This window comes from Micromonospora sp. NPDC049114, assembly GCF_040648635.1.
Classification (GTDB): Bacteria; Actinomycetota; Actinomycetes; order Mycobacteriales; family Micromonosporaceae; genus Micromonospora.
The window spans coordinates 831,763-852,155 of record NZ_JBEZEA010000001.1 but is presented as its reverse complement, the minus strand read 5'-3'; the positions used below and the strand labels follow the sequence as shown (position 1 = coordinate 852,155).

The 20,393-nt window shown below is 71.7% G+C and carries 20 protein-coding genes; 14 read left to right on the top strand and 6 right to left on the bottom strand.

Annotation, left to right across the window (positions count from 1 at the left end; all coding sequences use genetic code 11):
- The first annotated feature begins 33 nt into the window (after positions 1 to 33).
- Both AB0B39_RS04045 and AB0B39_RS04040 read left to right on the top strand, forming a co-directional pair.
- Positions 34 to 2,307 (top strand): glycoside hydrolase family 27 protein, encoded by a 2,274-nt coding sequence (locus tag AB0B39_RS04045; protein ID WP_357573438.1) that lies wholly within the window; start codon positions 34 to 36, stop codon positions 2,305 to 2,307.
- Between the two features lie 65 nt (positions 2,308 to 2,372).
- Entirely contained in the window at positions 2,373 to 2,903 is a 531-nt protein-coding gene (locus AB0B39_RS04040) for a GNAT family N-acetyltransferase (RefSeq protein ID WP_357573437.1), read from the top strand.
- A 34-nt stretch (positions 2,904 to 2,937) separates the two neighbouring features.
- On the opposite strand, the gene AB0B39_RS04035 is transcribed toward AB0B39_RS04040, so the two are convergent.
- The gene (locus AB0B39_RS04035; RefSeq protein WP_357490859.1) at positions 2,938 to 3,417 is read right to left on the bottom strand and encodes a helix-turn-helix domain-containing protein; all 480 of its coding nucleotides are present in this window, start codon (positions 3,415 to 3,417) and stop codon (positions 2,938 to 2,940) included.
- Positions 3,418 to 3,522: 105 nt separating this feature from the next.
- On the opposite strand from AB0B39_RS04035, the gene AB0B39_RS04030 reads away from it, so the two are divergent.
- A complete protein-coding gene (locus tag AB0B39_RS04030) occupies positions 3,523 to 5,064 on the top strand; it encodes an MFS transporter (RefSeq protein ID WP_357490857.1) in 1,542 nt (513 codons plus the stop codon).
- A 35-nt stretch (positions 5,065 to 5,099) separates the two neighbouring features.
- Here AB0B39_RS04030 and AB0B39_RS04025 read toward each other — a convergent pair whose 3' ends face one another.
- Positions 5,100 to 5,966, bottom strand: coding sequence for an oxidoreductase (locus AB0B39_RS04025; RefSeq protein WP_357490855.1), 867 nt, complete (start codon positions 5,964 to 5,966; stop codon positions 5,100 to 5,102).
- A gap of 156 nt (positions 5,967 to 6,122) precedes the next feature.
- Here AB0B39_RS04025 and AB0B39_RS04020 point away from each other — a divergent pair, with 156 nt between their 5' ends.
- From AB0B39_RS04020 to AB0B39_RS04000, 5 genes are all read left to right on the top strand, one after another.
- Positions 6,123 to 7,004, top strand: a complete 882-nt coding sequence (locus AB0B39_RS04020; protein ID WP_357490853.1) for a helix-turn-helix transcriptional regulator — start codon at positions 6,123 to 6,125, stop codon at positions 7,002 to 7,004.
- Positions 7,005 to 7,234: 230 nt separating this feature from the next.
- Positions 7,235 to 8,101: an aldo/keto reductase family oxidoreductase gene (locus AB0B39_RS04015; RefSeq protein ID WP_234586616.1), complete on the top strand. Its 867-nt coding sequence runs from the start codon at positions 7,235 to 7,237 to the stop codon at positions 8,099 to 8,101.
- Positions 8,102 to 8,213: 112 nt separating this feature from the next.
- A complete protein-coding gene (locus tag AB0B39_RS04010) occupies positions 8,214 to 8,648 on the top strand; it encodes a helix-turn-helix domain-containing protein (protein WP_357490851.1) in 435 nt (144 codons plus the stop codon).
- Positions 8,649 to 8,765: 117 nt separating this feature from the next.
- Positions 8,766 to 9,308 (top strand): TetR/AcrR family transcriptional regulator, encoded by a 543-nt coding sequence (locus AB0B39_RS04005; RefSeq protein ID WP_357490849.1) that lies wholly within the window; start codon positions 8,766 to 8,768, stop codon positions 9,306 to 9,308.
- 95 nt (positions 9,309 to 9,403) lie between these two features.
- Positions 9,404 to 10,435, top strand: coding sequence for a medium chain dehydrogenase/reductase family protein (locus AB0B39_RS04000; protein ID WP_357573436.1), 1,032 nt, complete (start codon positions 9,404 to 9,406; stop codon positions 10,433 to 10,435).
- Between the two features lie 7 nt (positions 10,436 to 10,442).
- On the opposite strand, the gene AB0B39_RS03995 is transcribed toward AB0B39_RS04000, so the two are convergent.
- Both AB0B39_RS03995 and AB0B39_RS03990 read right to left on the bottom strand, forming a co-directional pair.
- Positions 10,443 to 10,742 carry a DUF5994 family protein gene (locus AB0B39_RS03995; RefSeq protein WP_357573435.1) on the bottom strand — a complete coding sequence of 100 codons (300 nt, stop codon included), beginning with the start codon at positions 10,740 to 10,742 and terminating at the stop codon, positions 10,443 to 10,445.
- A gap of 3 nt (positions 10,743 to 10,745) precedes the next feature.
- Positions 10,746 to 11,084 (bottom strand): lipopolysaccharide assembly protein LapA domain-containing protein, encoded by a 339-nt coding sequence (locus tag AB0B39_RS03990; RefSeq protein WP_357573434.1) that lies wholly within the window; start codon positions 11,082 to 11,084, stop codon positions 10,746 to 10,748.
- Between the two features lie 605 nt (positions 11,085 to 11,689).
- Between AB0B39_RS03990 and AB0B39_RS03985 the strand changes: the two genes are divergently transcribed.
- The 5 genes from AB0B39_RS03985 (at position 11,690) to AB0B39_RS03965 (ending at position 16,711) form a co-directional block, all read left to right on the top strand.
- Positions 11,690 to 11,863 (top strand): hypothetical protein, encoded by a 174-nt coding sequence (locus AB0B39_RS03985; protein WP_357490841.1) that lies wholly within the window; start codon positions 11,690 to 11,692, stop codon positions 11,861 to 11,863.
- Positions 11,860 to 12,918: a glycosyltransferase family 4 protein gene (locus tag AB0B39_RS03980; RefSeq protein ID WP_357573433.1), complete on the top strand. Its 1,059-nt coding sequence runs from the start codon at positions 11,860 to 11,862 to the stop codon at positions 12,916 to 12,918. Before AB0B39_RS03985 ends, AB0B39_RS03980 begins: the two co-directional genes overlap by 4 nt.
- Positions 12,919 to 13,050: 132 nt before the next feature.
- On the top strand, positions 13,051 to 14,187 hold the full coding sequence (locus tag AB0B39_RS03975) for a glycosyltransferase (RefSeq protein WP_357573432.1): 1,137 nt from the start codon (positions 13,051 to 13,053) through the stop codon (positions 14,185 to 14,187).
- Positions 14,188 to 14,231: 44 nt separating this feature from the next.
- Positions 14,232 to 15,236 (top strand): glycosyltransferase, encoded by a 1,005-nt coding sequence (locus AB0B39_RS03970; RefSeq protein WP_357573431.1) that lies wholly within the window; start codon positions 14,232 to 14,234, stop codon positions 15,234 to 15,236.
- Complete coding sequence (locus AB0B39_RS03965) at positions 15,233 to 16,711, top strand: glycoside hydrolase family 130 protein (protein ID WP_357573430.1); 1,479 nt, start codon at positions 15,233 to 15,235, stop codon at positions 16,709 to 16,711. Before AB0B39_RS03970 ends, AB0B39_RS03965 begins: the two co-directional genes overlap by 4 nt.
- 49 nt (positions 16,712 to 16,760) lie before the next feature.
- On the opposite strand, the gene AB0B39_RS03960 is transcribed toward AB0B39_RS03965, so the two are convergent.
- Complete coding sequence (locus AB0B39_RS03960; protein WP_357490831.1) at positions 16,761 to 17,558, bottom strand: RNA polymerase sigma factor SigF; 798 nt, start codon at positions 17,556 to 17,558, stop codon at positions 16,761 to 16,763.
- Between the two features lie 247 nt (positions 17,559 to 17,805).
- A complete protein-coding gene (locus AB0B39_RS03955) occupies positions 17,806 to 18,852 on the bottom strand; it encodes an ice-binding family protein (RefSeq protein ID WP_357490829.1) in 1,047 nt (348 codons plus the stop codon).
- A 270-nt stretch (positions 18,853 to 19,122) separates the two neighbouring features.
- Here AB0B39_RS03955 and AB0B39_RS03950 point away from each other — a divergent pair, with 270 nt between their 5' ends.
- Entirely contained in the window at positions 19,123 to 20,337 is a 1,215-nt protein-coding gene (locus tag AB0B39_RS03950) for a PP2C family protein-serine/threonine phosphatase (RefSeq protein ID WP_357490827.1), read from the top strand.
- Positions 20,338 to 20,393: the final 56 nt, after the last annotated feature.

Sequence of the window (20,393 nt, the reverse complement as noted above, 5' to 3'; positions counted from 1 at the left end):
CCACCCCCACCCCCGAGGGACAGGAGTACCTCCATGCGCCTGAACCGACAGCTGACCGCGGCCCTGGCCGTGCTCGGCCTGGGCCTGGCCAGCCCCATGCCGGCCATGGCCGGCCCACCGCAGGCCGGCTCTTCGCTCGCTACCTCTCCGCTGGCCGGCCCACCGCAGGCCGGCCCACCGCAGGCCGGCCCACCGCAGACTGGTCACGGTCCCGGTCGCCCCGGCCACACGCCGGCCAGCGCCGGGACCGAGGACCAGGGCGCACCCACGTTCTTCGACAGTGGGCTCGCCCCGACGCCCTACCAGGGCTGGAACACCTACTTCGGCCTCGGTGGCGATCCCACCGAGGCCGAAGTCAGGTCGGTCACCGACCACATGGTCAACAGCGGCCTGCGCGACGCCGGGTACACGTACGTCTGGATCGACGGGAACTGGGCCGCGCCCACCCCGCGCGACGGGGCCGGCAAACTGGTCGCCGACCAGGCCCGCTTCCCGGGCGGGATGGCCGCGCTGGCCGCGTACATCCACAGCAGGGGCATGAAGGCCGGCATCTACACCGACGCCGGGCCGTACCTGCCGGGGCAGTGTGGGCTCGGCAGCAACGGCCACTACCAGGCCGACGTCGCCCAGTTCGCCGGCTGGGGCTTCGACGCCCTCAAGGCCGACTGGCTCTGTGGCCGGGCCGCCGGTCTCGACCCGGAGGCCACGTTCCGCGAGCTGGCCGACGCGGTACGCCAGTCGCCCCGGCCGATGCTGCTCAACATCTGCAACCCGGTCAGCTCGGACTGGGGCGGCGGCCCCTACACCCCGGAGCAGCTCTCCACCTGGAGCTACACGTACGCGCCGACCATCGCCGACTCCTGGCGGACGTACACGGACGTGGGGCTCACCGACCCGACGCCGCAGTGGGCGTTCCCGTGGGTGCTGCGCAACATGGACGTCAACGCGTACCACCCGGCGGCCACCGGGCCGGGGCACTACAACGACCCGGACTACCTGCTGCCGATGCGCCCGCTGCCCGACGGCGGGTACGAGCTGAGCCTCCAGGAGTCCAAGACGCAGCTCGGCATGTGGGCCATCATGGCCGCGCCGCTGGTGATCGGCTCCGACCCGCGTGGCCTGCCGAACGAGATGATCTCGGCGTTGACCAACCCGGAGATCGTCGCGGTGGACCAGGACCCGCTGGTCCGACAGGGCGTCAAGGTCGCCGACACCGGCACCGACGCGCAGGTGTGGAGCAAGGTGCTCACCGGGCCAGGCAAGCGGGCGGTCGCGCTGCTCAACCGGCACGACACCGCCCAGAAGATCACGGTGACCTTCGCGGATGTCGCGCTCGGCGGCGCCGTCCGGGTCCGTGACCTGTGGGCCCGCGCCGACGTGGACGCCCAGCCCGGCACCGCTGGCGTCCAGCCGTTCACCGGCTCGTACACCGTCGACGTCCCGGCGCACGGGGTGGCCATGCTCGGCCTCGCCGGCACCGAGCAGGTCGCCGGCGCCAACCTCGGCGGCACCGCCAGCGCCAGCCCCGCGCTGGTGCGGGTGGACGACACGCACGCCACCGCCTTCGTCCGCGACGCGCAGGGCGCGTTGGCCGTCAACACCCGCTCCGGTACGACGTGGGGGACCGCGTGGACGTCGCTCGGCGGCCCGGTCGGTGGCCGGATCCTCGGCCAGCCGGCCGCGTACGCCTCGGCCAACGGTCGGATCGACGTGTTCGTCCGCGGCACGGACAACGCCGCCTGGCAGCGTAGTTACGTCGGCGGCTCGTGGGGGCCGTGGCAGAGCCTCGGCGGCACGCTTACCGACGGGCCGACGGTGGCGTGGACCAGCCCGACACAGTGGACGCTCGTCGTCCGTGGCGCCGACGGCAAGCTGTGGACGCGTACCCCGACCAGCGGCTGGACCGGCGTCGGCGCTCCCGACGACCGGCCGGTCTACGGCCGGCCGAGCGCTGTCGTCGACGACGCGAGCGTGCTGCACGTGGCCGTGCGCAGCCGTACCGACGAGGTGTGGTGGCGCAGCCGGACCGGCGCCACCTGGTCGGCCTGGACCAACCTCGGCGGCACCACCAGCGGCAGCCCGACGCTGCTCGCCACCTCCGGGCGGGTCTATCTGTTCGCGCTGGCCGCCGACAACCGGCTCTGGCAGCGCAACCTGACCGACGGGGCGTGGGGCGGCTGGTTCCGTCGTGGCGAGTTCGCCACCGACGCGTTCCGGGGCGCCCCGGGGGCCGCCGCGGGCGCCAACGGCAGCGCCTGGCTGGCGGTGCGCGGCGGGGACGACCGGGTGCACCAGATCGTCCTCTGATCCGACGGTGGCGGGCCGCCGACCGGCGGCCCGCCACCTCCTACGGCCACGATTACAGTTTCGCCATGGACGACACCACCCGTGGCGTACGAATCAGACGCGGTGGCCCGGCGGACGCCGCCGCCGTACTGGCCATGCTCGATTCCGCGGTGGTCTGGATGAACGCGCGGGGCAACACCGAGCAGTGGGGCACGACCCCGTTCTCGGAGAAGCCCGGCGGGGTCGAGTTGGTCGACCGGTACCTGACCGAGAACCTTCCGTACATCGCGGAACTGGACGGAACGCCTGCCGGCGCCCTGGTGTTGGACTCCGGGCCTCCTGCGCGGTCACCGATCACGCCCGCCGAGGAGCCCGAGCGGTACGTCCGTCTCCTGGTCTCCGACCGACGATTCGCGGGTCGGCACCTCGGGTCGGCCCTGCTGGCACACGCCGTGCAGGAAACCCGGCGGGCCGGCGTGCGGTTGCTACGGGTCGACTGCTGGGCGGGCGGCGGTGGCGAGTTGGTGGCCTTCTACGAACGTCAGGGGTTCACCCGCACCGAGACCTTCCGCTCGGGAACCTGGCCGGGGCAGGTGCTGGCCCAGCGGGTCGGCTGACCGGTACCCGCTGGCCGGCGGCCTGGCCGGGGTGTCAGGTGCGGCGGATCAGGCCCGGCCCGGCGGTGATGTCGATGTCCCCGCTTCCGACCTCGTGCCCGGCTGCGCAGCGGAGCACCGCACGGACCGGTTCGCCGCAGTCGTGGTGGGTGGCGAGGACGCCGGGGCCGGCCTCGTCGGCGCTCCAGGTGTCGCCCCAGTTGCGCAGCGCGGTGATGACCGGCAGCAGTTCCTGACCCTTGCGGGTGAGTTGGTACTCGTGGCGGGTGCGCTGTCCCGGCTCCCGGTACGGGATCCGTTCGAGCAGACCGGCGGCGACCATCTCCTTGAGGCGGGCCGCCATCGCGGGCTCGCCGATCCCGACGCGGCGGACGAAGTCGTCGAAACGGCGCGTGCCGAGCAGTGCCTCGCGCATGATCAGGATCGTCGAACGGCTGCCCACGATGTCCATCGCCCGGGCGACGGAGCAGTTCTCCATCGACCAGGATTCGCGGTCGTCCCGAAGGTCCTCCATGCACCCAGCCTACCTGGCTTGCGCCGAAGCTAGCCAGGTGATTCACTGGGGCACCGCTGACTTTTGCATAAGCAAGTCAGCGGGACTCCAACCCGAGGACGCCTTGTGACCACCAGCAGCACGGCCCCGCCCGGGCCGGCCGTCACCACCCGTACGTCCGTTCGCGGTTCCCGACCGGTGACCCTGATCGCCATGTGCCTGGGCGCGATGATCACCTTCCTGCAGATCACCGCGACGGTCTCCGCCCTGACCACCATCCAGGCCGACCTCCGGGTCGATCCGACCACCGTGATCTGGATCCCCAGCGCCTACACCCTGGTCGTGGCGAGCCTGGTGATGTCCGCCGCCACGCTCGGCAACCGGTACGGACGCAGGCGCATGTTCGGCGCCGGAGTCGTCGCGATGATCGCCGGCGGCGCCGTGGTGGCCAGCGCCCCGACCGTGGCCTGGGTGATCGCCGGTCAGTTGGTAGCGGGCCTCGGCGGTGCCCTGATCCTGCCGAACAGCCTGGCGATCCTCGGTGCCACCTTCACCGACCCGCACCGCCGCACCGAGGTCATCACCGCCTGGTCGGCCGCCTCCGGCATCGGGCTGGCGATCGGCCCGCTCATCGCCGGTACGCTGCTGCGCCAGCACTCCTGGCACAGCGTCTACCTGTCGGTGATCGTGCTGGGCGTGGTCACCCTCGTCGTCGCCGCGATCGGGGTGGCCGAGTCCCGGCCCAGCGCCGGACGGCTCGACCTGCCCGGTCTGCTGCTCGGCACCGTCGCCATCGCCGCCGCCGTCTACGCCATGATCCAGGGCGGGCGCGACGGCTACGCCAGCGGTGTCGTGGCGACCGCGTGGGTCGTCTCGGCCGTCGCGCTTGTCACGTTCGTGCTGGTCGAGCTGCGCACCAGCACACCGATGCTGGACGTACGCCTGTTCCGCTCGCCGTCGTTCAGCGCCGTCATGGTCGTCGCCGCGGTGTCACTGTTCGGGTTCACCGGCGTGGCGATCCTGCTCGTCCTCTTCCACGAGCGTGCCCAGTCGCTCAGCCCGCTGGACACCGGCTGGCGCATGCTGGTGCTCTTCGGCGCGTACGTGCTGGTGGCCTTCGCCGCCGGTCGGACCATCCGGCGCACCGGGTTCAAGGCGCCACTCACAGTCGGTCTGGTGCTCGGCGCGGTGGCCAGCTTCGGGCTCGCGACGCAGGGGCCGACGACGGCGTTCGGGCACCGCTGGGCGTTGTTCGCGTTGTTCGGCGCCGCGAGCGGGCTGGTGGTGGCCCCCGCGACGGCGGCGGCGCTGGCCAGCGTGGCGCCCGCCCAGGCCGGCATGGCCTCCGGCGCGGTCAACGCCTCCCGTCAGGTCGGCTCGGTGCTGGGCTCGTCCCTGCTGGGCACGCTGCTCACCACCACGATGGTGGCCGACCTGCCCGACCGCCTAGCCGCCCACCAGGTCGGCGAACCCGTCCGCAGCGCCGTGCAGGCGGCGGTGGCCTCCGGCGCGACAGGCGACCAGCCGCTGCCCGCTCCGGTCCGGTCGGCGCTCGCCGAGGCGATGACCTCCGGGGTCCAGGCCGGTTTGCGGGTCAGCGGCATCGTCTTCCTCGTCACCGCCGTCCTCGCGCTCACCCTCATCCGTAACCGCCCCCACCAGCACTAGCGAGGCCCGGGGCCGGCGAGCGTCCGACTCCGTAATCAGGCGCCGATTGTGTTCAGATCCTCGATTGCGTCGGCCGGCAGCGTCAGGTCGGCCGCGGCGAGGTTCTCCCGCAGGTGTGCCAGCGTCGACGTGCCCGGGATCAACGCCATGGTGGGGGAGCGTTGCAGCAGCCAGGCCAGGGCGACCTGCTGTGGCGAGGCGCCCACCCGGGCGGCCACGGCGTTGAGGGTGTCGGACTGCAACGGGGTGAACCCGCCGAGCGGGAAGAACGCCGCGAACGCGATGTTCTCCGCCGCGCAGCGGTCGACGAGCGCGTCGTCCTGCCGATTGGCGAGGTTGTAGAGGTTCTGCACCGTGACCACCGGCGCGATGGCCTGGGCCTCGGTGAGCTGGTCGAGCGTGACGTTGCTGAGCCCGAGATGCCGGATCAGTCCCTGCTGCCGCAGCTCCGCGAGGGTGCCGAACTGCTCGGAGAGGGGATCGTCGCCGGTGCCCTCCGCCACGCCGACCCGCAGGTTGACCACGTCGAGGACCTCCAGGCCGAGGTGCCGGAGGTTGTCGTGGACCTGGGCCTTCAGCTCGTCCGGCTGGAGCGCGGGGAGCCAGGAGGCGTCGTCGCCGCGGCGCGCGCCGACCTTGGTGACCAGGTGCAGATCCTCGGGGTACGGGTGCAGCGCCTCGCGGATCAGCTCGTTCACCACCTTGGGGCCGTAGAAGTCGCTGGTGTCGATGTGGCGCACGCCCCGGTCGACCGCCTCGCGGAGCACCGCGAGGGCCTGCGCACGATCGCGCGGGGGGCCGAAGACGTGCGGGCCGGCGAGCTGCATCGCGCCGTAGCCCATCCGACTCAGGGTGAGGCCGTCGGCGGGGGTCAGGGCGCCGCCAGGAAGGTTGTCGCTCATGTCATTCCTCTATCCGTTGTCGTCGTGGATATGCGGACGGTCCGGAGATCGGCCTGCGACGACTGTCCGTCGGCGTCCGTCCGGGCGGCAGGGCGAGGTGTTCCTGGTAGTGACACAGCCAGTCACCGGGTCGTGGGGCGATCTACCGTCGACGGTATGGACGCCACCAACCAGCTCGGCGACTTTCTGCGCGCCTGTCGGGAACGGATCCGGCCCGAGGACGTCGGTCTCGGGCCGGGCGTCGGCCTGCGCCGGGTGCCCGGCCTGCGGCGCGAGGAGGTGGCGATGTTGGCCGGCATCAGCGCCGACTACTACCTGCGGTTGGAGCAGGGTCGTGAGCGGCATCCCTCGGTGCAGGTCCTCGACGCGCTCGCCGGGGTGCTGCGGCTGGACCCGGAGGCGACCGCGTACATGATCGGGTTGACCCGGCCGCGGTCGCGCCGGGCGGTCCGGCCGGCCGTCGAGCGGGTGCCGGCCAGTGTCCTGCACCTGGTGCGGGAGCTCCCGATGCCGGCCTTCGTGCAGAACCGCTACCTCGACATCCTGGCGTCGAACCGGATGGCGAGGGCACTGTCGCCGAATCTCGCTCCGGGCGCCAACCGGCTGCGCGCGGTGTTCCTGGACGCGGCGGAGCGGGAGTTGTTCCGCGACTGGCGGCAGGCGATGCAGAGCGTGGTGGGCCAGCTGCGCGCCGATTCGGCCGCGGACGCCGACGACCCGCGACTGACGGCGCTGGTGGGGGAGTTGTCGCTCAAGAGCGACTGTTTCCGCCAGTTGTGGGCCCGGCACGAGGTGCGGCGGCGCGAGGGTGTGGTGAGCCGGCTGCACCACCCCGAGGTGGGCGATCTCGACCTGTACTGCGACAAGCTCGCGGTCGCGGGCGCCGAGGGGCAGCTCCTGGTGATCTACCACGCCGAGCCCGATACGGAGTCGGCACGTTCGTTGGCGCTGCTCGGCTCGGTTGCGGCAAGCACGCCTGACGGCGGCGTGGACAGCCTGCGGCCCGGCGATCCGGCACGCCTGTACCCCGGCCCTTGAGGAACATCGAACGGCCGCCAGGGCATACCCGCGGGGTGGCGCCCGTTACGCGTTCCGCGGTGTCGTGGCCCCGCGATGACAGGCCCGGAACTCGACGCGACCAGGCGGTCGGAAGGTTACTTACGCACTTCAAGGTGCCTACTTCCCGACGGAGAGCTACCGAGCCACGATAGAGAAACACCCGGCCAGGGAGCCGATTTACCTGGCCTTTTACGAGAACGAGGTACGACATGTCGACTGCTTCCCTCCCCGGTGGTACGTGGAAGCTGGGAGACTCGACGGTGACCCGATTCGGTTACGGCGCCATGCAGCTGGCCGGCCCCTGGGTCATGGGACCTCCCGCGGACCATGACGGCGCTGTGGCCGTACTCCGCGAGGTGGTCGAGCGCGGTATCAACCACATCGACACCAGCGGCGCCTACGGGCCGCGAGTGACAAACGAGCTGATCCGGGAGGCGTTGCACCCCTACCCGGAAGGGCTGTTCATCGCCACCAAGGTCGGAGCTACCCGCGACGCTCAGGGTGGCTGGCCCGTCGCCCGGCAGCCCGAAGACCTCCGTAAGCAGGTCCACGAGGACCTCGAAGTCCTCGGTGTCGAGACGCTCGACCTGGTGAACATGCGTATGGGCAACGCCGAAGGCCCCCAGCCCGGATCGCTGGCCGACGCGTTCGGCACGCTCGTCGAACTGCAGCGGGAAGGCCTGATCCGCCACTTGGGCGTCAGCAACGTCACCGCCGAGCAGGTCGCCGAGGCGCAGGCCATCGCGCCGATCGTGGGCGTGCAGAACATGTACAACCTCGCTCACCGCCACGACGACGAGCTCATCGACCGGCTCGCGGCCGAGAACATCGCATACGTGCCGTTCTTCCCGCTGGGCGGCTTCTCGCCGCTGCAGTCCGAGGCGCTCTCGGCGGTGGCGGAGCGGTTGCGGAGCACGCCCATGTCCGTCGCGCTCGCCTGGCTGCTGCAGAGATCGCCCAACATCCTGCTGATCGCGGGTACCTCGAAGGTCGCCCACCTGCGGGACAACGTCGCGGGCGCCGGCCTCTCCCTGTCCGCCGCGGACCTCGCCGAACTGGATCGGATCAACCGATGAGGAAGAGCGTCTCCGGCTGACCGCGGGACCCGCTCCATCGGGGGGCAACTTCCCGATGGGAAGCTAGGACTACAAGGGGATGTGACGCACCCTGCGGTCCGAGGAGGGCGTGATGGCAGCACCGACGACGGCGGCCCAGCAACGAACCCAGAACAGGGACAACTACAACGCCTTCCTGGCCGCCTGCCCGAGCCACAAGATGCTGGAACGCATCTCCGGCAAATGGGTCACGCTGATCCTCTCCGCACTCGGCAGCGGCCCCGACTGCACCGGTGAGCCCAGACCGATGCGCTACTCGGAGCTGTCTCGCCTCCTGGCCGGCGTCAGCCAGAAAATGCTCACCCAGACCCTGCGCTCCCTCGAACGCGATGGCCTCGTCAGCCGCACCGTGACACCAACAGTGCCCGTCACGGTCTCCTACGAGCTGACCGAGCTGGGCCTCTCCCTGCACCACATGATGCGTGGCCTCAAGGTGTGGGCTGAAGCACACATGGACGACGTCGACACCAGTCGCGCGGCATATGACCACGCCACTGCCGTGAACTGAACAGGGACCCACGGGGGCAGCCGAGCACCGAGCCCCGCCAGGGCGTTGCCGCGAGACGCGGCCACGGTCGGCCCAGCGGGGTTGACGGGGCTTGTTTGTGAGTGCACACTTACAAACATGCGATCCACCGCCGAGGCCCGCCGGGCCACAGTTCTGAACGCCGCCGTGTCGGCGTTCGCGCGCACCGGCTTCCACGCCACCCCGGTCACCGCCGTGGCAGCCGCCGCCGGCATCTCCGAGGCGTACGTTTTCCGGCTCTTCGCCGGAAAGCTCGGGTTGTTCGTGGCCGCCGCCGGGGCGTGCTTCGAGCGGATCGTCGTGGCGCTGGAGGCCGGGGCGGAGCGTGCCGGCGACGTCGGCCCGGAGGGGGTCCTGGAGGCGATGGGCGACGCCTACGCCGAGCTGATCGCCGACCGTGATCTCCTGCTGTTCCAGGTGCAGGCGCAGGCCGTCACTGACGTCCCGGAGATCGCCGAGGCGGTGCGCGCCGGCTACCGGCGGGTCGCCACCTTCGTGGCGAGTCGGTCCGGCGCCAGCGACGCGCAGGTCCAGCAGTTCTTCGCGTACGGCCAGCTCTGCCATTTGATCGTGACCGCCGGCCTGGAGCAGGTGCCCGAGCCGTGGGCCCGCGCGCTGACCGCAGGCATCCGTCACCCCTGATCCCGACGTCCGCACCACCGGGCCGCTTCCGGGCGGCCCACTTTTTCGACCTGATAGGTGTGTGAGTGCACACTTACAAACAAGAGGAGACCGCGATGACAACCGACAGGATGATCACCGAAGTGGTCCTGCCCGGCGTGGTGGAGCCGGACGGGCTCCAGGTCAGCCGACGCGCGATGCCCGTTCCCGCCGCAGGTCAGGCGCTCGTCGAGGTCGAGGCCACCGGCATCTCGTACGCCGAACAGAGCATGCGCCGCGACCTCTACCCGGGCCAGCCGGCCTTTCCGTTCGTGCCCGGCTACGACCTCGTCGGCACCGTCCGGGCGGTGGGACCGGGAGGCGACGGCTCGCTGGTCGGCACCCGGGTCGCGGCGGTCACCAAGACCGGCGCCTGGACCACGCACGCAGTGGTGGGCGTCGACGACCTCACCCCGGTGCCGCCCGGTCTGGACCCGGCCGCGGCCGAGACAGTAGTCGTCAACGGGGTGACCGCCTGGCAGATGCTGCACGGCGCCCGCCTGCGGGCCGGGCAGACGATCCTGGTGCACGGCGCGAACGGCGGCGTCGGAACCGTGCTCGTCCAACTCGGACGCCACCTCGGGCTGCGGGTCATCGGCACCGCCGCTCCGCGACACCACGCGGCGCTGCGCGAACTCGGCGTCGAACCGCTGGACTACCGAGACCCCGACCTGGCCGCGCGGGTGCGCGCACTGTCTCCCGGAGGCGTCGACGCCGTCTTCGACCCGGTCGCCGGCCCGGGCGTCCGCACCTCGTACCGGCTGCTCGCCCCCGGCGGCACGCTTGTCGTCTACGGCACCGCCTCGGCCACGGGCTCCGCGCGCTCGATCGTCTGGGTCTTCGTGAAGCTGCTGGCCCGGCTCTACACCTGGAACGCCCTGCCGAACGGTCACCGGGTCCGGTTCTACAACTTCTGGGCCGGCCGTCGCACCCGGGCCGCGGCGTTCCGGCGTCGGCTGCGTACCGACCTCGGCATCGTGCTCGACCTGCTCCGTCAGGGCGTGATCGTGCCGCAGATCGCCGCCCGCTACCCGCTCACCGAGGTCTCCGCCGCGCTGCTCTTCGCCGAGGCCCGCAGCCGGCCGGGCAAGGTCGTGCTGGAGCCCTGACCGGGTATCACGTCGCCGAGGGACCCGGACGCGGGGCGGTGGCCAGGATGTCCGGCGCTCGCCTGCGGTTGGCCGGATCCGCGGCGGCGGTCATCGCCCGCGCGGCTGCCTCCGGCTCGGTGTCGGGTGGCACCACGAGCAGGTCGACCTGGTCGTCCCTGCCCGTCGTGGCGACCAGCACGGCAGGGTCGAGGGTGCGAACCAGCCGATGCGTACCACGTGCGGTCCGACGGCCAACCGATGTGAGCCGAGAGGCGGTCGGGGCCGGGACGGAGATCGTGGCGGCGGTTCGCGCGGTGGCGGGCATGACTCAGCCGTCCTGGCGGGGCGCCGGCGGAGCCGGGGCGACGCCGGTCCTCGACAGGGGGACCGAACTGGACGAGGGCCATCCCGGCGGGGGCGTCGAGGAACGGCGGCTGCGCATCCTGAGCTGGAGGATCCGGGCAGTGCCGGGAAGGGCGACGAGAAGGACGCCGATCACCGCCGCCAGCAGCAGCGCCACGCCGGTGGGAAGGGCCGCGTGCGTCCCGAAGAAGGACACCTCGGCCTGCTGCCCATTCTGAAGTACGAAGATCAGGAGCAGCAGGAGCATGACCGCGAACACCACTGCGACGATCCACAGATCCCCGATTCGCGATCGCTTCACCACCGGCGGCAGGGGAGCCGGGCGAGAATCGACGGGACCCTCGTGACCGTTGATGGTGGAGGGTTGGATGTGCCTGTTCGGGGGTGCGGTCATGACGATCCGCCGCCTTCCGATGGGTGCCCGGCACGGCTGACTGCCAGCGTGGCGGGCTGAGGGCGGGCCGTCGACAAACCGTCGCGGCCCGGCGAGCCGGTGCGGGGGGAGGGGCCGGCCATCGGTGCCACGGGAAGTCGGCGACCGGGTCGAATGGGTGTGCGGCGGCGAGTACTCCGAGCGTACGCCGCAGCGGCCGGGACCGCCGCGGCAGCGACCTCCGCCGGGTGGCACGGCCGGTGCGCGTGCAGCCGCACTGGCCGGGGCGTACGCTGGGCATGTCGCCCGGGGCCCCCGGTGGCCGCCGGATGTCGCCGCCACCAGCCCGTCAGGGCATTACCGATCGTCATCCCAACCGCTGCCGCGTGCTGATCGTCCTCGACCTTCGGCCCGCCAGTCGGATGCACCGGATACCGCACATTCGGTCTCCGATGACGGCAGCGGATGGCATCCCACCCGCGCTCGCACACCGCCGTCCAGGCACGATTCGGACGGCTCAACCAGGGGAGCACCAGATGAGGATCGCCAAGCACAGGATCGTCAGCGCGTTGCGCGATCGGGGTCAGCAGGCCCGGGCCGACTGGGTCGAGCGTGAGCTGCCGGAGCGGGTCGACCCGGCCAAGCACTCCGGGCTGCTCGCCACCCTGAACCTCGACCCCGCCGACCTCGCCGACGCGCCATCGGTGTGAAGGTTGCGCTGCTCGGGCCGATCGCCTGGCGCACACCCCCGCACCACTACGGTCCCTGGGAACAGGTGACCGGCCTGCTCGCCGAGGGACTGGCCAGACGAGGCGTGGACGTGACGCTCTTCGCGACGCTGGACTCGGCCACCTCCGCCCGCCTCGACGGCATCGCCCCGCGGGGGTACGCGGACGACCCGGACCTGGACGGCCGGGTGTGGGAGGCGATGCACGTCTCCCACGCGTTCGCCAGATCGGCGGAGTTCGACCTGGTGCACAGCCACCTCGACTGGCTGCCGCTGGCGTTCGCGGAGCACTGCCACGCCCCACTGCTCACCACCGTGCACGGCTTCTCCGGGGCGGGGATCCTGCCCGCCTACGCCCGAGCGGCATCGTCGTACGTGTCGATCTCGGACGCCGACCGGGCCCCGGAGCTCGACTACGTCGCCACGGTCCACCACGGCGTGGACCTCACCGGTCTGCCGTTCACCCGGGACGCCGGCCCCGGCCTGGCCGCGTTCGGTCGGATCCACCCGGACAAGGGCATCCACACCGCCATCGAGATCGCCCGCCGCGCCGGCCGGACGCTGACCATCTGCGGCATCGTGCAGGACGAGCGGTACTTCGCCGAGCAGGTGGCCCCGCACATCGACGACGACCGGGTCGTCTTCCTCGGTTCGGTCGGCCCCCGACGACGCGCGGAGGTGCTGGGCTCCAGCACCGCCCTGCTGCACCCGATCGCGTTCGACGAACCGTTCGGCCTGTCGGTGGTGGAGTCGATGGTCTGCGGCACGCCGGTCATCGCGTACGCGCGGGGCTCCATGCCGGAGGTCGTCGACGAAGGGGTGACGGGTCGCCTCGTCCACACCGTCGAGCAGGCCGTCGACGCGGTGACCCAGGTCGCCGGCCTCGACCGGGCCGCCTGCCGGGAACGGGCCCGGCAACGCTTCGGCGCGGACCGGATGGTCACCGACTATCTCGCCGTCTACGAGCGCCTCATCCGCCGTGGTGCCGCCGCACCCGTGGAGCGACAGGTCGTTCCCGACCGGGCGACACTTGTCTGATTCCCACCCGTAGCTGACCACCCCCTCCCGAACACGTTCCGCCGGTCACACACGCTGACCGGCGTACGCCGTCACCGCGTGAGGCTGCCCCCGTACCCGGGTGGCGGCCGACAACCGGAAGGCCCGACGTTCATGCCCAGCTACGGATTCCTCAGCACTCACCCGCCGACGCGGTGTGGACTGGCCACCTTCAACTCCGCCCTCGCCGCCCAGCTCACCGCGGACGGCACGCGCGGTGGCATCGTGCGGGTCACCGACCACGGCGACGACCAGCGGCCCGGGCCCGGCGTGGTGCACACCTGGTCGGCGCGGACCCCGGCCGGGTGGCGGGACGCCGCAGCCGTCCTGAACACCTTCGACGTGGCAATCGTCCAGCACGAGTACGGCATCTACCCGGGCACCGACGGCGAGGACGTCCTGCCGTTGCTGCGCCGGCTCACCGTGCCGAGCATCGTGGTCCTGCACACCGTGCTGCGCGAGCCCTCCGGCCGGCAGAAGTCCCTGCTGGAACAGATCGTCGCCACCGCCGGGGCGGTCGTCACGATGACCGACACCGCCCGCGACCGGCTGCTCATCGGCTACGACGTGCCGGCGGAGAAGGTGACGGTCATCCCGCACGGCGCCGCCGAACTCGCCGGCGTGCCCGTCGACAGGCGTACCCGTCCGCACCTGCTCACCTGGGGACTGATCGGCCCCGGTAAGGGCATCGAGTGGTCACTGCGCGCCCTCGCCCGGTTGCAGGACCTGGAACCGACGCCCACCTACACCGTCGCGGGCCGGACCCACCCGAAGGTGATCGAGCACCACGGCGAGACGTACCGGGCGGGGCTGCACCGGCTCGGCGCCCAACTGGGAATCGCGCACGCCGTGGACTACCAGGACGTCTACCACGACCAGCAGGCCCTCGGCCGCCTGATCCGCTCCGCCGACGTCGTCGTGCTGCCGTACGACTCCCGCGAACAGGTCACCTCCGGCGTGCTCATCGAGGCGGTGGCCGCCGGAGTGCCAGTCGTGGCCACGGCGTTCCCGCACGCCGTCGAGCTGCTCACCGGCGGGCCGGGCCTGGTCGTACCCCATCAGAACCCGGCGGCGCTCGCCCTGGCGGTCCGGCGGATCCTGACCGAGCCGGGCCTCGCGGCCCGGCTGGCCGGCCGGGTGCGGCCACTGGCCGCGGATCTGCGCTGGCCGGCGGTGGCAGCCCGCTACGGCACCCTCGCCGAGCGGCTCACCGCCGTCCGCCCGCCCGCAGTGAGCGTGGCGTCCGCATGACCGCGACCGCCGGCCGCTCCCGGGCAACCTCCGGCAGGCGGTGGATGACGGCGCCCGTGCCGAGCTTCGCGCACCTGGTCCGGCTGAGCGACGACACCGGCCTGTTCGAGCACGCCCGGCACGCCATCGTCCGCCGCGAGCACGGCTACTGCACCGACGACGTGGCCCGTGGCCTGGTTGTCCTGTGTCGCGAGCCGGAGCCGACCGAGGAGTTGCTGCGACTCGCGGAACGGTACCTCGCCTTCCTGACCCACGCGCAGGACGCCACCGGCGCCTTTCGCAACCGGCTCGGGCACGACAGGCGCTGGGCCGACGAACCCGGGCTCGGCGACTGGTGGGGCCGAGCGCTGTGGGGGCTTGGCACAGCCGTCGCCCGCAGTCCGGCCGCCTGGGTACGGGAGGAGGCGCTGGTCGCCTTCAGCCGTGGTGCGGCGCGGCGCTCCCCCGCGCCGCACGCGATGGCGTTCGCCGGGCTCGGCGCGGCCGAGGTGCTGCGTCGCCACCCGGGCCACGTGGCCGCGGCGGCGTTGCTGGCGGACGCGGCCAGCGCTGTCGGCCCACCGGACCCCGACTCGCGGTGGCCCTGGCCGCAGCAGCGGTTGACCTACGCCAACGCGGCCCTCGCCGAGGTCGTCATCGTCGCCAGTCAGCTGCGCCACGGTGGCCCGCCCCTCGACGAGGGTCTGCGGATGCTGGCCTGGTTGCGGGACGTCCAACTGCGCGACGGGCACCTGTCCGTCGTACCCGCCGCCGGGTGGCGACGTGGCGCCGTACGGTTTCACCACGACCAGCAGCCGATCGAGGTCGCAGCCCTCGCGGACGCCTGCGCCACGGCCGCCACGGTCACCGGCGACCCGGCCTGGGATGACGGGCTCCGGCAGGCGATCGGTTGGTTCCTCGGTGACAACGACCTCGGCACGCCGATGTGGGATCCGGGCACCGGCGGCGGCTACGACGGGCTGACCGCGCACGGTCCCAACCTCAACCAGGGCGCCGAATCCACCCTCGCGCTCATCTCCACCCTCCAGCACGCCCGGCGGTGGTCGTGACCGACGTCCTGGCCGTCCGGCAGGACGTCACCCTCACCCCCGATCCCCGCCGGGTCGTCGTCAAGCTCTTCGTCCCGGGCGAGGACGCGGCTGTGGTACGTACCCGCGCGCGGGCGCTCATCGAGCGTGTCGCGCACCTCGACGACGAAGAGACGGCCCGCCTGCTGCGGGACACCCTCGAACGGTTCGGTGCCCGGCACCGCGACCTCGCCGCGACGTTCCAGCATCATTACGACCTCGTGCGGCACCGCGCCGCCCGGACCGGGCACCTCTCGCCCACCAGCCGACTCCTGGTCGGCGCCTACTTCAGCCACGAGTACGCGGTCGAGGCCGCCGCCCTGTGCAACCCGTCGATGGTGGCCCACCCCGACCAGAGCGGGTTGAGCGCCGGGCAGCTGCGCGTGGCGGTCAGTCTCCGCCAGATCGGCGAGGGTCACCTGTCGTCAGTCGGATTCGCCAGTGCGGTTCTCGGGCCGGGCCGCCAGCTCACCGTCGCCGACCGGTCCGGCCCGCTGGTGGTCGGACAGCGCACGGGAGTGCGGCACCGCCGGGACCTGCTCGTGGCGGGTCTGGCCGAGAAGGACTGTGACAACGAGGTCACCGCCACGGTGCTGGACGCGCTGCCCGACCGGTACGACGAGGCGACGTTCGAGCGGGTCCTCGGTGATCTGCCGCCGGACCTGCTGTCCCGCAGCACCGGGCTGGACACGTTGGAACACCTGCGGCGCACCAACGCCGGCAGCTACGCCACTGCCTTTCCCGCCGGGACGGCTCTGCACGAACGTGTGCTCTGGCCGGCCACCCCGGCGGAGAGCAACGGCATGGAGGACGCCCGGTTCGTCCTGTTCACCGGTGGGTCGCGGCCGGTGTACCGGGCCACCTACACCGCCTACGACGGCCGGAGCATCGCCACCCGGGCGCTGGTGAGCCCCGATCTGCGCCACTTCGAGATGACCCCGATGCGGGGGCCGGGAGCCCGCAACAAGGGGATCGCACTGTTCCCCCGTACCGTCGGCGGTCGGCACCTGGCGCTGTGCCGCGCCGACGGCGAGACCATCGGTCTGACCGTCCTGGACGCCGACAACCGCTGGCAACACCCGGTCCCGTTGCACGGGCCCCGGGACAGCTGGGAGCTGATCCAGGTCGGCAACTGCGGCTCTCCGATCGAGACCGAGGCGGGCTGGCTCGTGCTCACCCACGGCGTCGGCCCGATGCGCCGGTACGCGATCGGCGCGCTCCTGCTCGACCTGCGCCGACCGGATCGGGTGATCGCACATCTTCCCGGTGTGCTCCTGGCCCCCGAACGGTCCGAGCGGGACGGCTACGTGCCGAACGTCGTCTACTCCTGCGGCGGACTCATCCACGACGGCGAGCTGTGGCTGCCGTACGGCGCCAGCGACGCGCGGGTCGGCTTCGCCACCGTGCCGGTGTCGGCCCTGCTCACCGCGATGGCGCACGCTCCGCCCGAACACTGAGGGAGGGACTGAACGCCGACGGGCGGACGCGCCGCGGCGGTCGGATGGATCAGGCGAAGTCGGCGGCGAGGTGCCCGCGCAGCGTGGCCAACGATCGGGTGATCAACCGGGAGACGTGCATCTGGGAGACGCCGATCTGCTCGGCGATCTGGGCCTGGGTCAGGTTGCCGTGGAACCGCAGGCTGAGGATCCGGCGTTCCCGTTCGGGCAGCGTGGCGAGCGCCGGACCGAGAGCGACGCGGAGGTCGACGAGGTCGAACTCGTGGTCCCGCTCCCCGAGGGTGTCGCCGAGTTCCATGCTTCCGTCGATGCCGGTGGGTGTGGACAGAGAGGTCGCCCGGTACGCCCGGGCTCCCTCCAGCCCTTCCAGCACGGTCTCCTCGGAGACGTCGAGGTAGCTCGCGATGTCGGCGACCGTCGGCGAGCGGCCCAGGGTGTGCGTCAGCGTGCTGTTGGCGGCGCTGATCGACAGCCGAAGCTCCTGGAGGCGGCGCGGCACCCGCACCGACCAGGTGCGATCCCGGAAGTATCGCTTGATCTCCCCGACGATGGTCGGGATGGCGTACCCGCTGAAGTCGACGCCCCGCGTCGCGTCGAAGTGGTCGACCGCTTTGATGAGGCCGACCATCGCGGTCTGCGTCAGGTCCTCGTCGGGGGCGCCGCGCCCCGAGTAGCGCCGGGCCAGGTGGCGGGCGAGCGGCAACCACGCCTCGATGGCGCGGTCCCGCAGGGCCGGTCGGCGCGGGTCGTCGGCCGCGGTGGTGGCCAGCTCGACAATCAGTTCGTCCGTGCCGGCGTTCCGTCGGCTGGCAGCGGTGCTGACCGTGGGTTCGACAGTCGTGAGCATGGGCTGGTCCTCTCCGTGTCCGCCCGTCGACCAGGACGACCGGAGAGAATCCGATGTGCTGTCGACAGGACCACGACCACGGGCCTCGCCGCCGCGTCATGTCGTTTCAGGTGGTGCGGTGTGCACGTTACCCGAAAGTGCGGTCCATTACTAGCCGAAAGTATGAGATTGAGCAGCTGGATGCGCTGCAGCGGCGCGTCCTGGGGGTGCCCCGGCGGTCGGTCATCCGGCCGCCGGGGCACCTCGGTCAGGACTCGAGCTGTCGGCGTCGACGCAGAAGGAGCAGCAGGGCTGCGCCGCTGGCGATGGCGATACTGCCGACCGCGGTCAGGGCGGGCAGCAGGCCGCCGCCACCCCTACCGCCGGTGACGGGCAACTCGGTGCGAGTGGGGACCACTGTCGGCTGGCCGGTCGGCGTCCCGGTGGGCTGGCCGGTCGGCGTCCCGGTGGGCTGCCCGGTCGGCGTGCCGGTCGGGGTGCCGGTTGGCGTCCCGGTCGGGGTGCTGGTGGGCGTGCCGGTCGGTGTCCCGGTCGGGGTCGACGTGGGGGTTCCCGTCGGCTGGAGGCAGACGGGCGCGTTGATCGTGTTGGTGTCGAGGGTGACCGCCCCGGTCTGCGCCAGGGCGCGGCCCTGGAGGGTGGCGCCGGTGTTCATGGTGATCGACGTCTGGGCCAGGATGTTGCCCATGAAGCGGGTGCCGGTGCCGATCGTGGCCGAGCTGCCCACCTGCCAGTAGACGTTGCAGGGCGAGGCGCCGTTGATGAACACCACGCTGCTGTTCGAGGCGGTGATGAGGGTGGAGTCGATCTGAAAGATGAATACCGCCGCCGGGTCGTTCTGACTGTTGAGCGTCAACGTCCCGGTCAGCTGTGCGGCGCCGATCCGGTAGACGCCCGGAGTCAGTGTGGCGCCGCCCAGCTCCGCGGGCAGGTTGGTGAACGGCGTTCGACCGGCGGCGTCGTTGTACGCCGTGGTCAGGTCATTCTTGGCCTGCAGTGCCACGGCGTCGCCGAGGTGGATCTCCCCGCCGACGATGCCGGGCGGAAAGCCGGGTGCGGTGTTGCCGGGGCTGACGCCGAGGCTCTGCGCCAGGAAGCTCGGCCCGGTGTTGGTGGCCGTTGAGCCGGCCAGTACGGAGAAGTTCGCCGCCGTTCCGAGATTGACCGGCGCCTCGGCCGCGCTCGCGCCGGTGCCGCTGAAGATGAGGACGGCGACGGCCGCGCCGCCGGCGGCGACGGCCGTCAACGCGGACATGACCGCGCGCCGAGGTCGGCGCAATAGTGTGGTTGTCACGATGTGCCCTTTCACGAATGCGTCTCACCGGACGTCGGCCGAGTCGGCAGGTGGCACCCGCACTCCGAACCGCAGATGGGACGTAATCGGACTTTTTCATATCTAATACCTCAAAACTGACCTAAACCCAATATCGCTTTAGCTGACCGGTATTCGCCTTTCGGCGGGCAGGGGCCGCCGGCAGCAGGGAGTCCCTCGTCTCCTGCACCCTTCGTACGTTGGCAGTTCGCCGTCGGGCTTCTACGGTGGTCAGGACACGGGAGGTGGAGCTTGGTCGACGCCGGCGATGCGTCGCGTTGGTTGCAGCTCAACGCACCCCGGGGCGGGCCGGACGAGTTGTCGCTTCTGGTCACCCGGGCCGCGCCGGCAGTCGGCGCCACCGAGATCGTGATCTATCTGGCCGACTACAACCAGTCCTGTCTCGTGCCACTGCTGGGCGCCGGTATCGCCCGGGACGAGCTGACTATCGAGACGACCCTGGCCGGTCGGGCGTTCACCACCCTCGACGTGCAGCGTGCCGCCGACAATCCGGACCGCCTCTGGGTGCCCCTGCTGCTCGGCTGCGAGCGGCTGGGCGTGCTGGAGGTCGTGTCGCCGGCCGCCGCCGACACGGCGTTGGACGGGCCGGCCTGGGAGTTGGCGGTCAATGTCGCCCAGGTCCTGGTGAACCGTCGGCTCTACGGCGATGTCGTCGAGCGGATGCGGCGGCGCCTGCCGATGCAGGTCGCCGCCGAGATCGTCTGGGGGCTGTTGCCGCCGCTGACCTTCGCGACCGACGACCTGGTGATCACCGCGATCCTCGAACCGTGCTACGACGTCGGCGGCGACATCTTCGACTACGCGCTGAACGGCGACGTGCTCAGCCTCGGGCTCTTCGACACCTGCGGGCACGGCATCAAGGCGAGCACCCTGGCCTCGCTGGTGGTCAGCGCGTACCGCAACGCCCGCCGGTCCGGCCTCGACCTCGTCGACACGGCCATCAGCATCGACCGGTGGGTGCGCTCCGAGCACCCCAGCTACTTCGCGACAGCGCTGCTCGCCGAACTGGACCGGCGCACCGGTCAGCTCCGGATCATCAACGCGGGTCACCCCGGCGCCATGTTGCTGCGCGACGGCAAGGCCATCCGGGAGCTGCCGGGGCCTACCGCGCTGCCGCTCGGTCTGGGTCACCTCTCCGAGGCAAGACCCCAGGTGTACGAGGAGGAGCTGCACCCGGGTGATCGCATCCTCGCCTACACCGACGGCATCACCGACGCGAGGAGTGCCGACGGTGAGCGGTTCGGGCGGGACCGCCTCGTCGACTTCGTCAACCGCGCCCTCAACGACGGGCTGCCCAGCCCGGAGACGATGCGCCGCCTGGTGCGCGCCGTCCTCGCGTACCAGGACGAGCAACTCGACGACGACGCCACGGCCCTGTTCCTGGAGTGGCAGCCTCCGCACCTGCCGTTGGGGCATCTGCGGCACATCACCGCGCCCCAGCCCTGACCGCCGAGTGGGATTTTGCACTCCCAGTGCACTTGTCTCCTCATTCGAGGCTGTCT

Bases quoted from the DNA above. Each gene is read 5' to 3' on its own strand.
- AB0B39_RS04045 (WP_357573438.1), top strand. From the start codon at position 34: ATGCGCCTGAACCGACAGCTGACCGCGGCCCTGGCCGTGCTCGGCCTG.
- AB0B39_RS04040 (WP_357573437.1), top strand. From the start codon at position 2,373: ATGGACGACACCACCCGTGGCGTACGAATCAGACGCGGTGGCCCGGCG.
- AB0B39_RS03970 (WP_357573431.1), top strand. From the start codon at position 14,232: ATGACGGCGCCCGTGCCGAGCTTCGCGCACCTGGTCCGGCTGAGCGAC.
- AB0B39_RS04005 (WP_357490849.1), top strand. From the start codon at position 8,766: ATGCGATCCACCGCCGAGGCCCGCCGGGCCACAGTTCTGAACGCCGCC.
- AB0B39_RS04015 (WP_234586616.1), top strand. From the start codon at position 7,235: ATGTCGACTGCTTCCCTCCCCGGTGGTACGTGGAAGCTGGGAGACTCG.
- AB0B39_RS03975 (WP_357573432.1), top strand. From the start codon at position 13,051: ATGCCCAGCTACGGATTCCTCAGCACTCACCCGCCGACGCGGTGTGGA.
- AB0B39_RS04010 (WP_357490851.1), top strand. From the start codon at position 8,214: ATGGCAGCACCGACGACGGCGGCCCAGCAACGAACCCAGAACAGGGAC.
- AB0B39_RS04035 (WP_357490859.1), bottom strand. From the start codon at position 3,417: ATGGAGGACCTTCGGGACGACCGCGAATCCTGGTCGATGGAGAACTGC.
- AB0B39_RS03995 (WP_357573435.1), bottom strand. From the start codon at position 10,742: ATGCCCGCCACCGCGCGAACCGCCGCCACGATCTCCGTCCCGGCCCCG.
- AB0B39_RS04000 (WP_357573436.1), top strand. From the start codon at position 9,404: ATGACAACCGACAGGATGATCACCGAAGTGGTCCTGCCCGGCGTGGTG.
- AB0B39_RS04025 (WP_357490855.1), bottom strand. From the start codon at position 5,966: ATGAGCGACAACCTTCCTGGCGGCGCCCTGACCCCCGCCGACGGCCTC.
- AB0B39_RS03960 (WP_357490831.1), bottom strand. From the start codon at position 17,558: ATGCTCACGACTGTCGAACCCACGGTCAGCACCGCTGCCAGCCGACGG.
- AB0B39_RS04020 (WP_357490853.1), top strand. From the start codon at position 6,123: ATGGACGCCACCAACCAGCTCGGCGACTTTCTGCGCGCCTGTCGGGAA.
- AB0B39_RS03985 (WP_357490841.1), top strand. From the start codon at position 11,690: ATGAGGATCGCCAAGCACAGGATCGTCAGCGCGTTGCGCGATCGGGGT.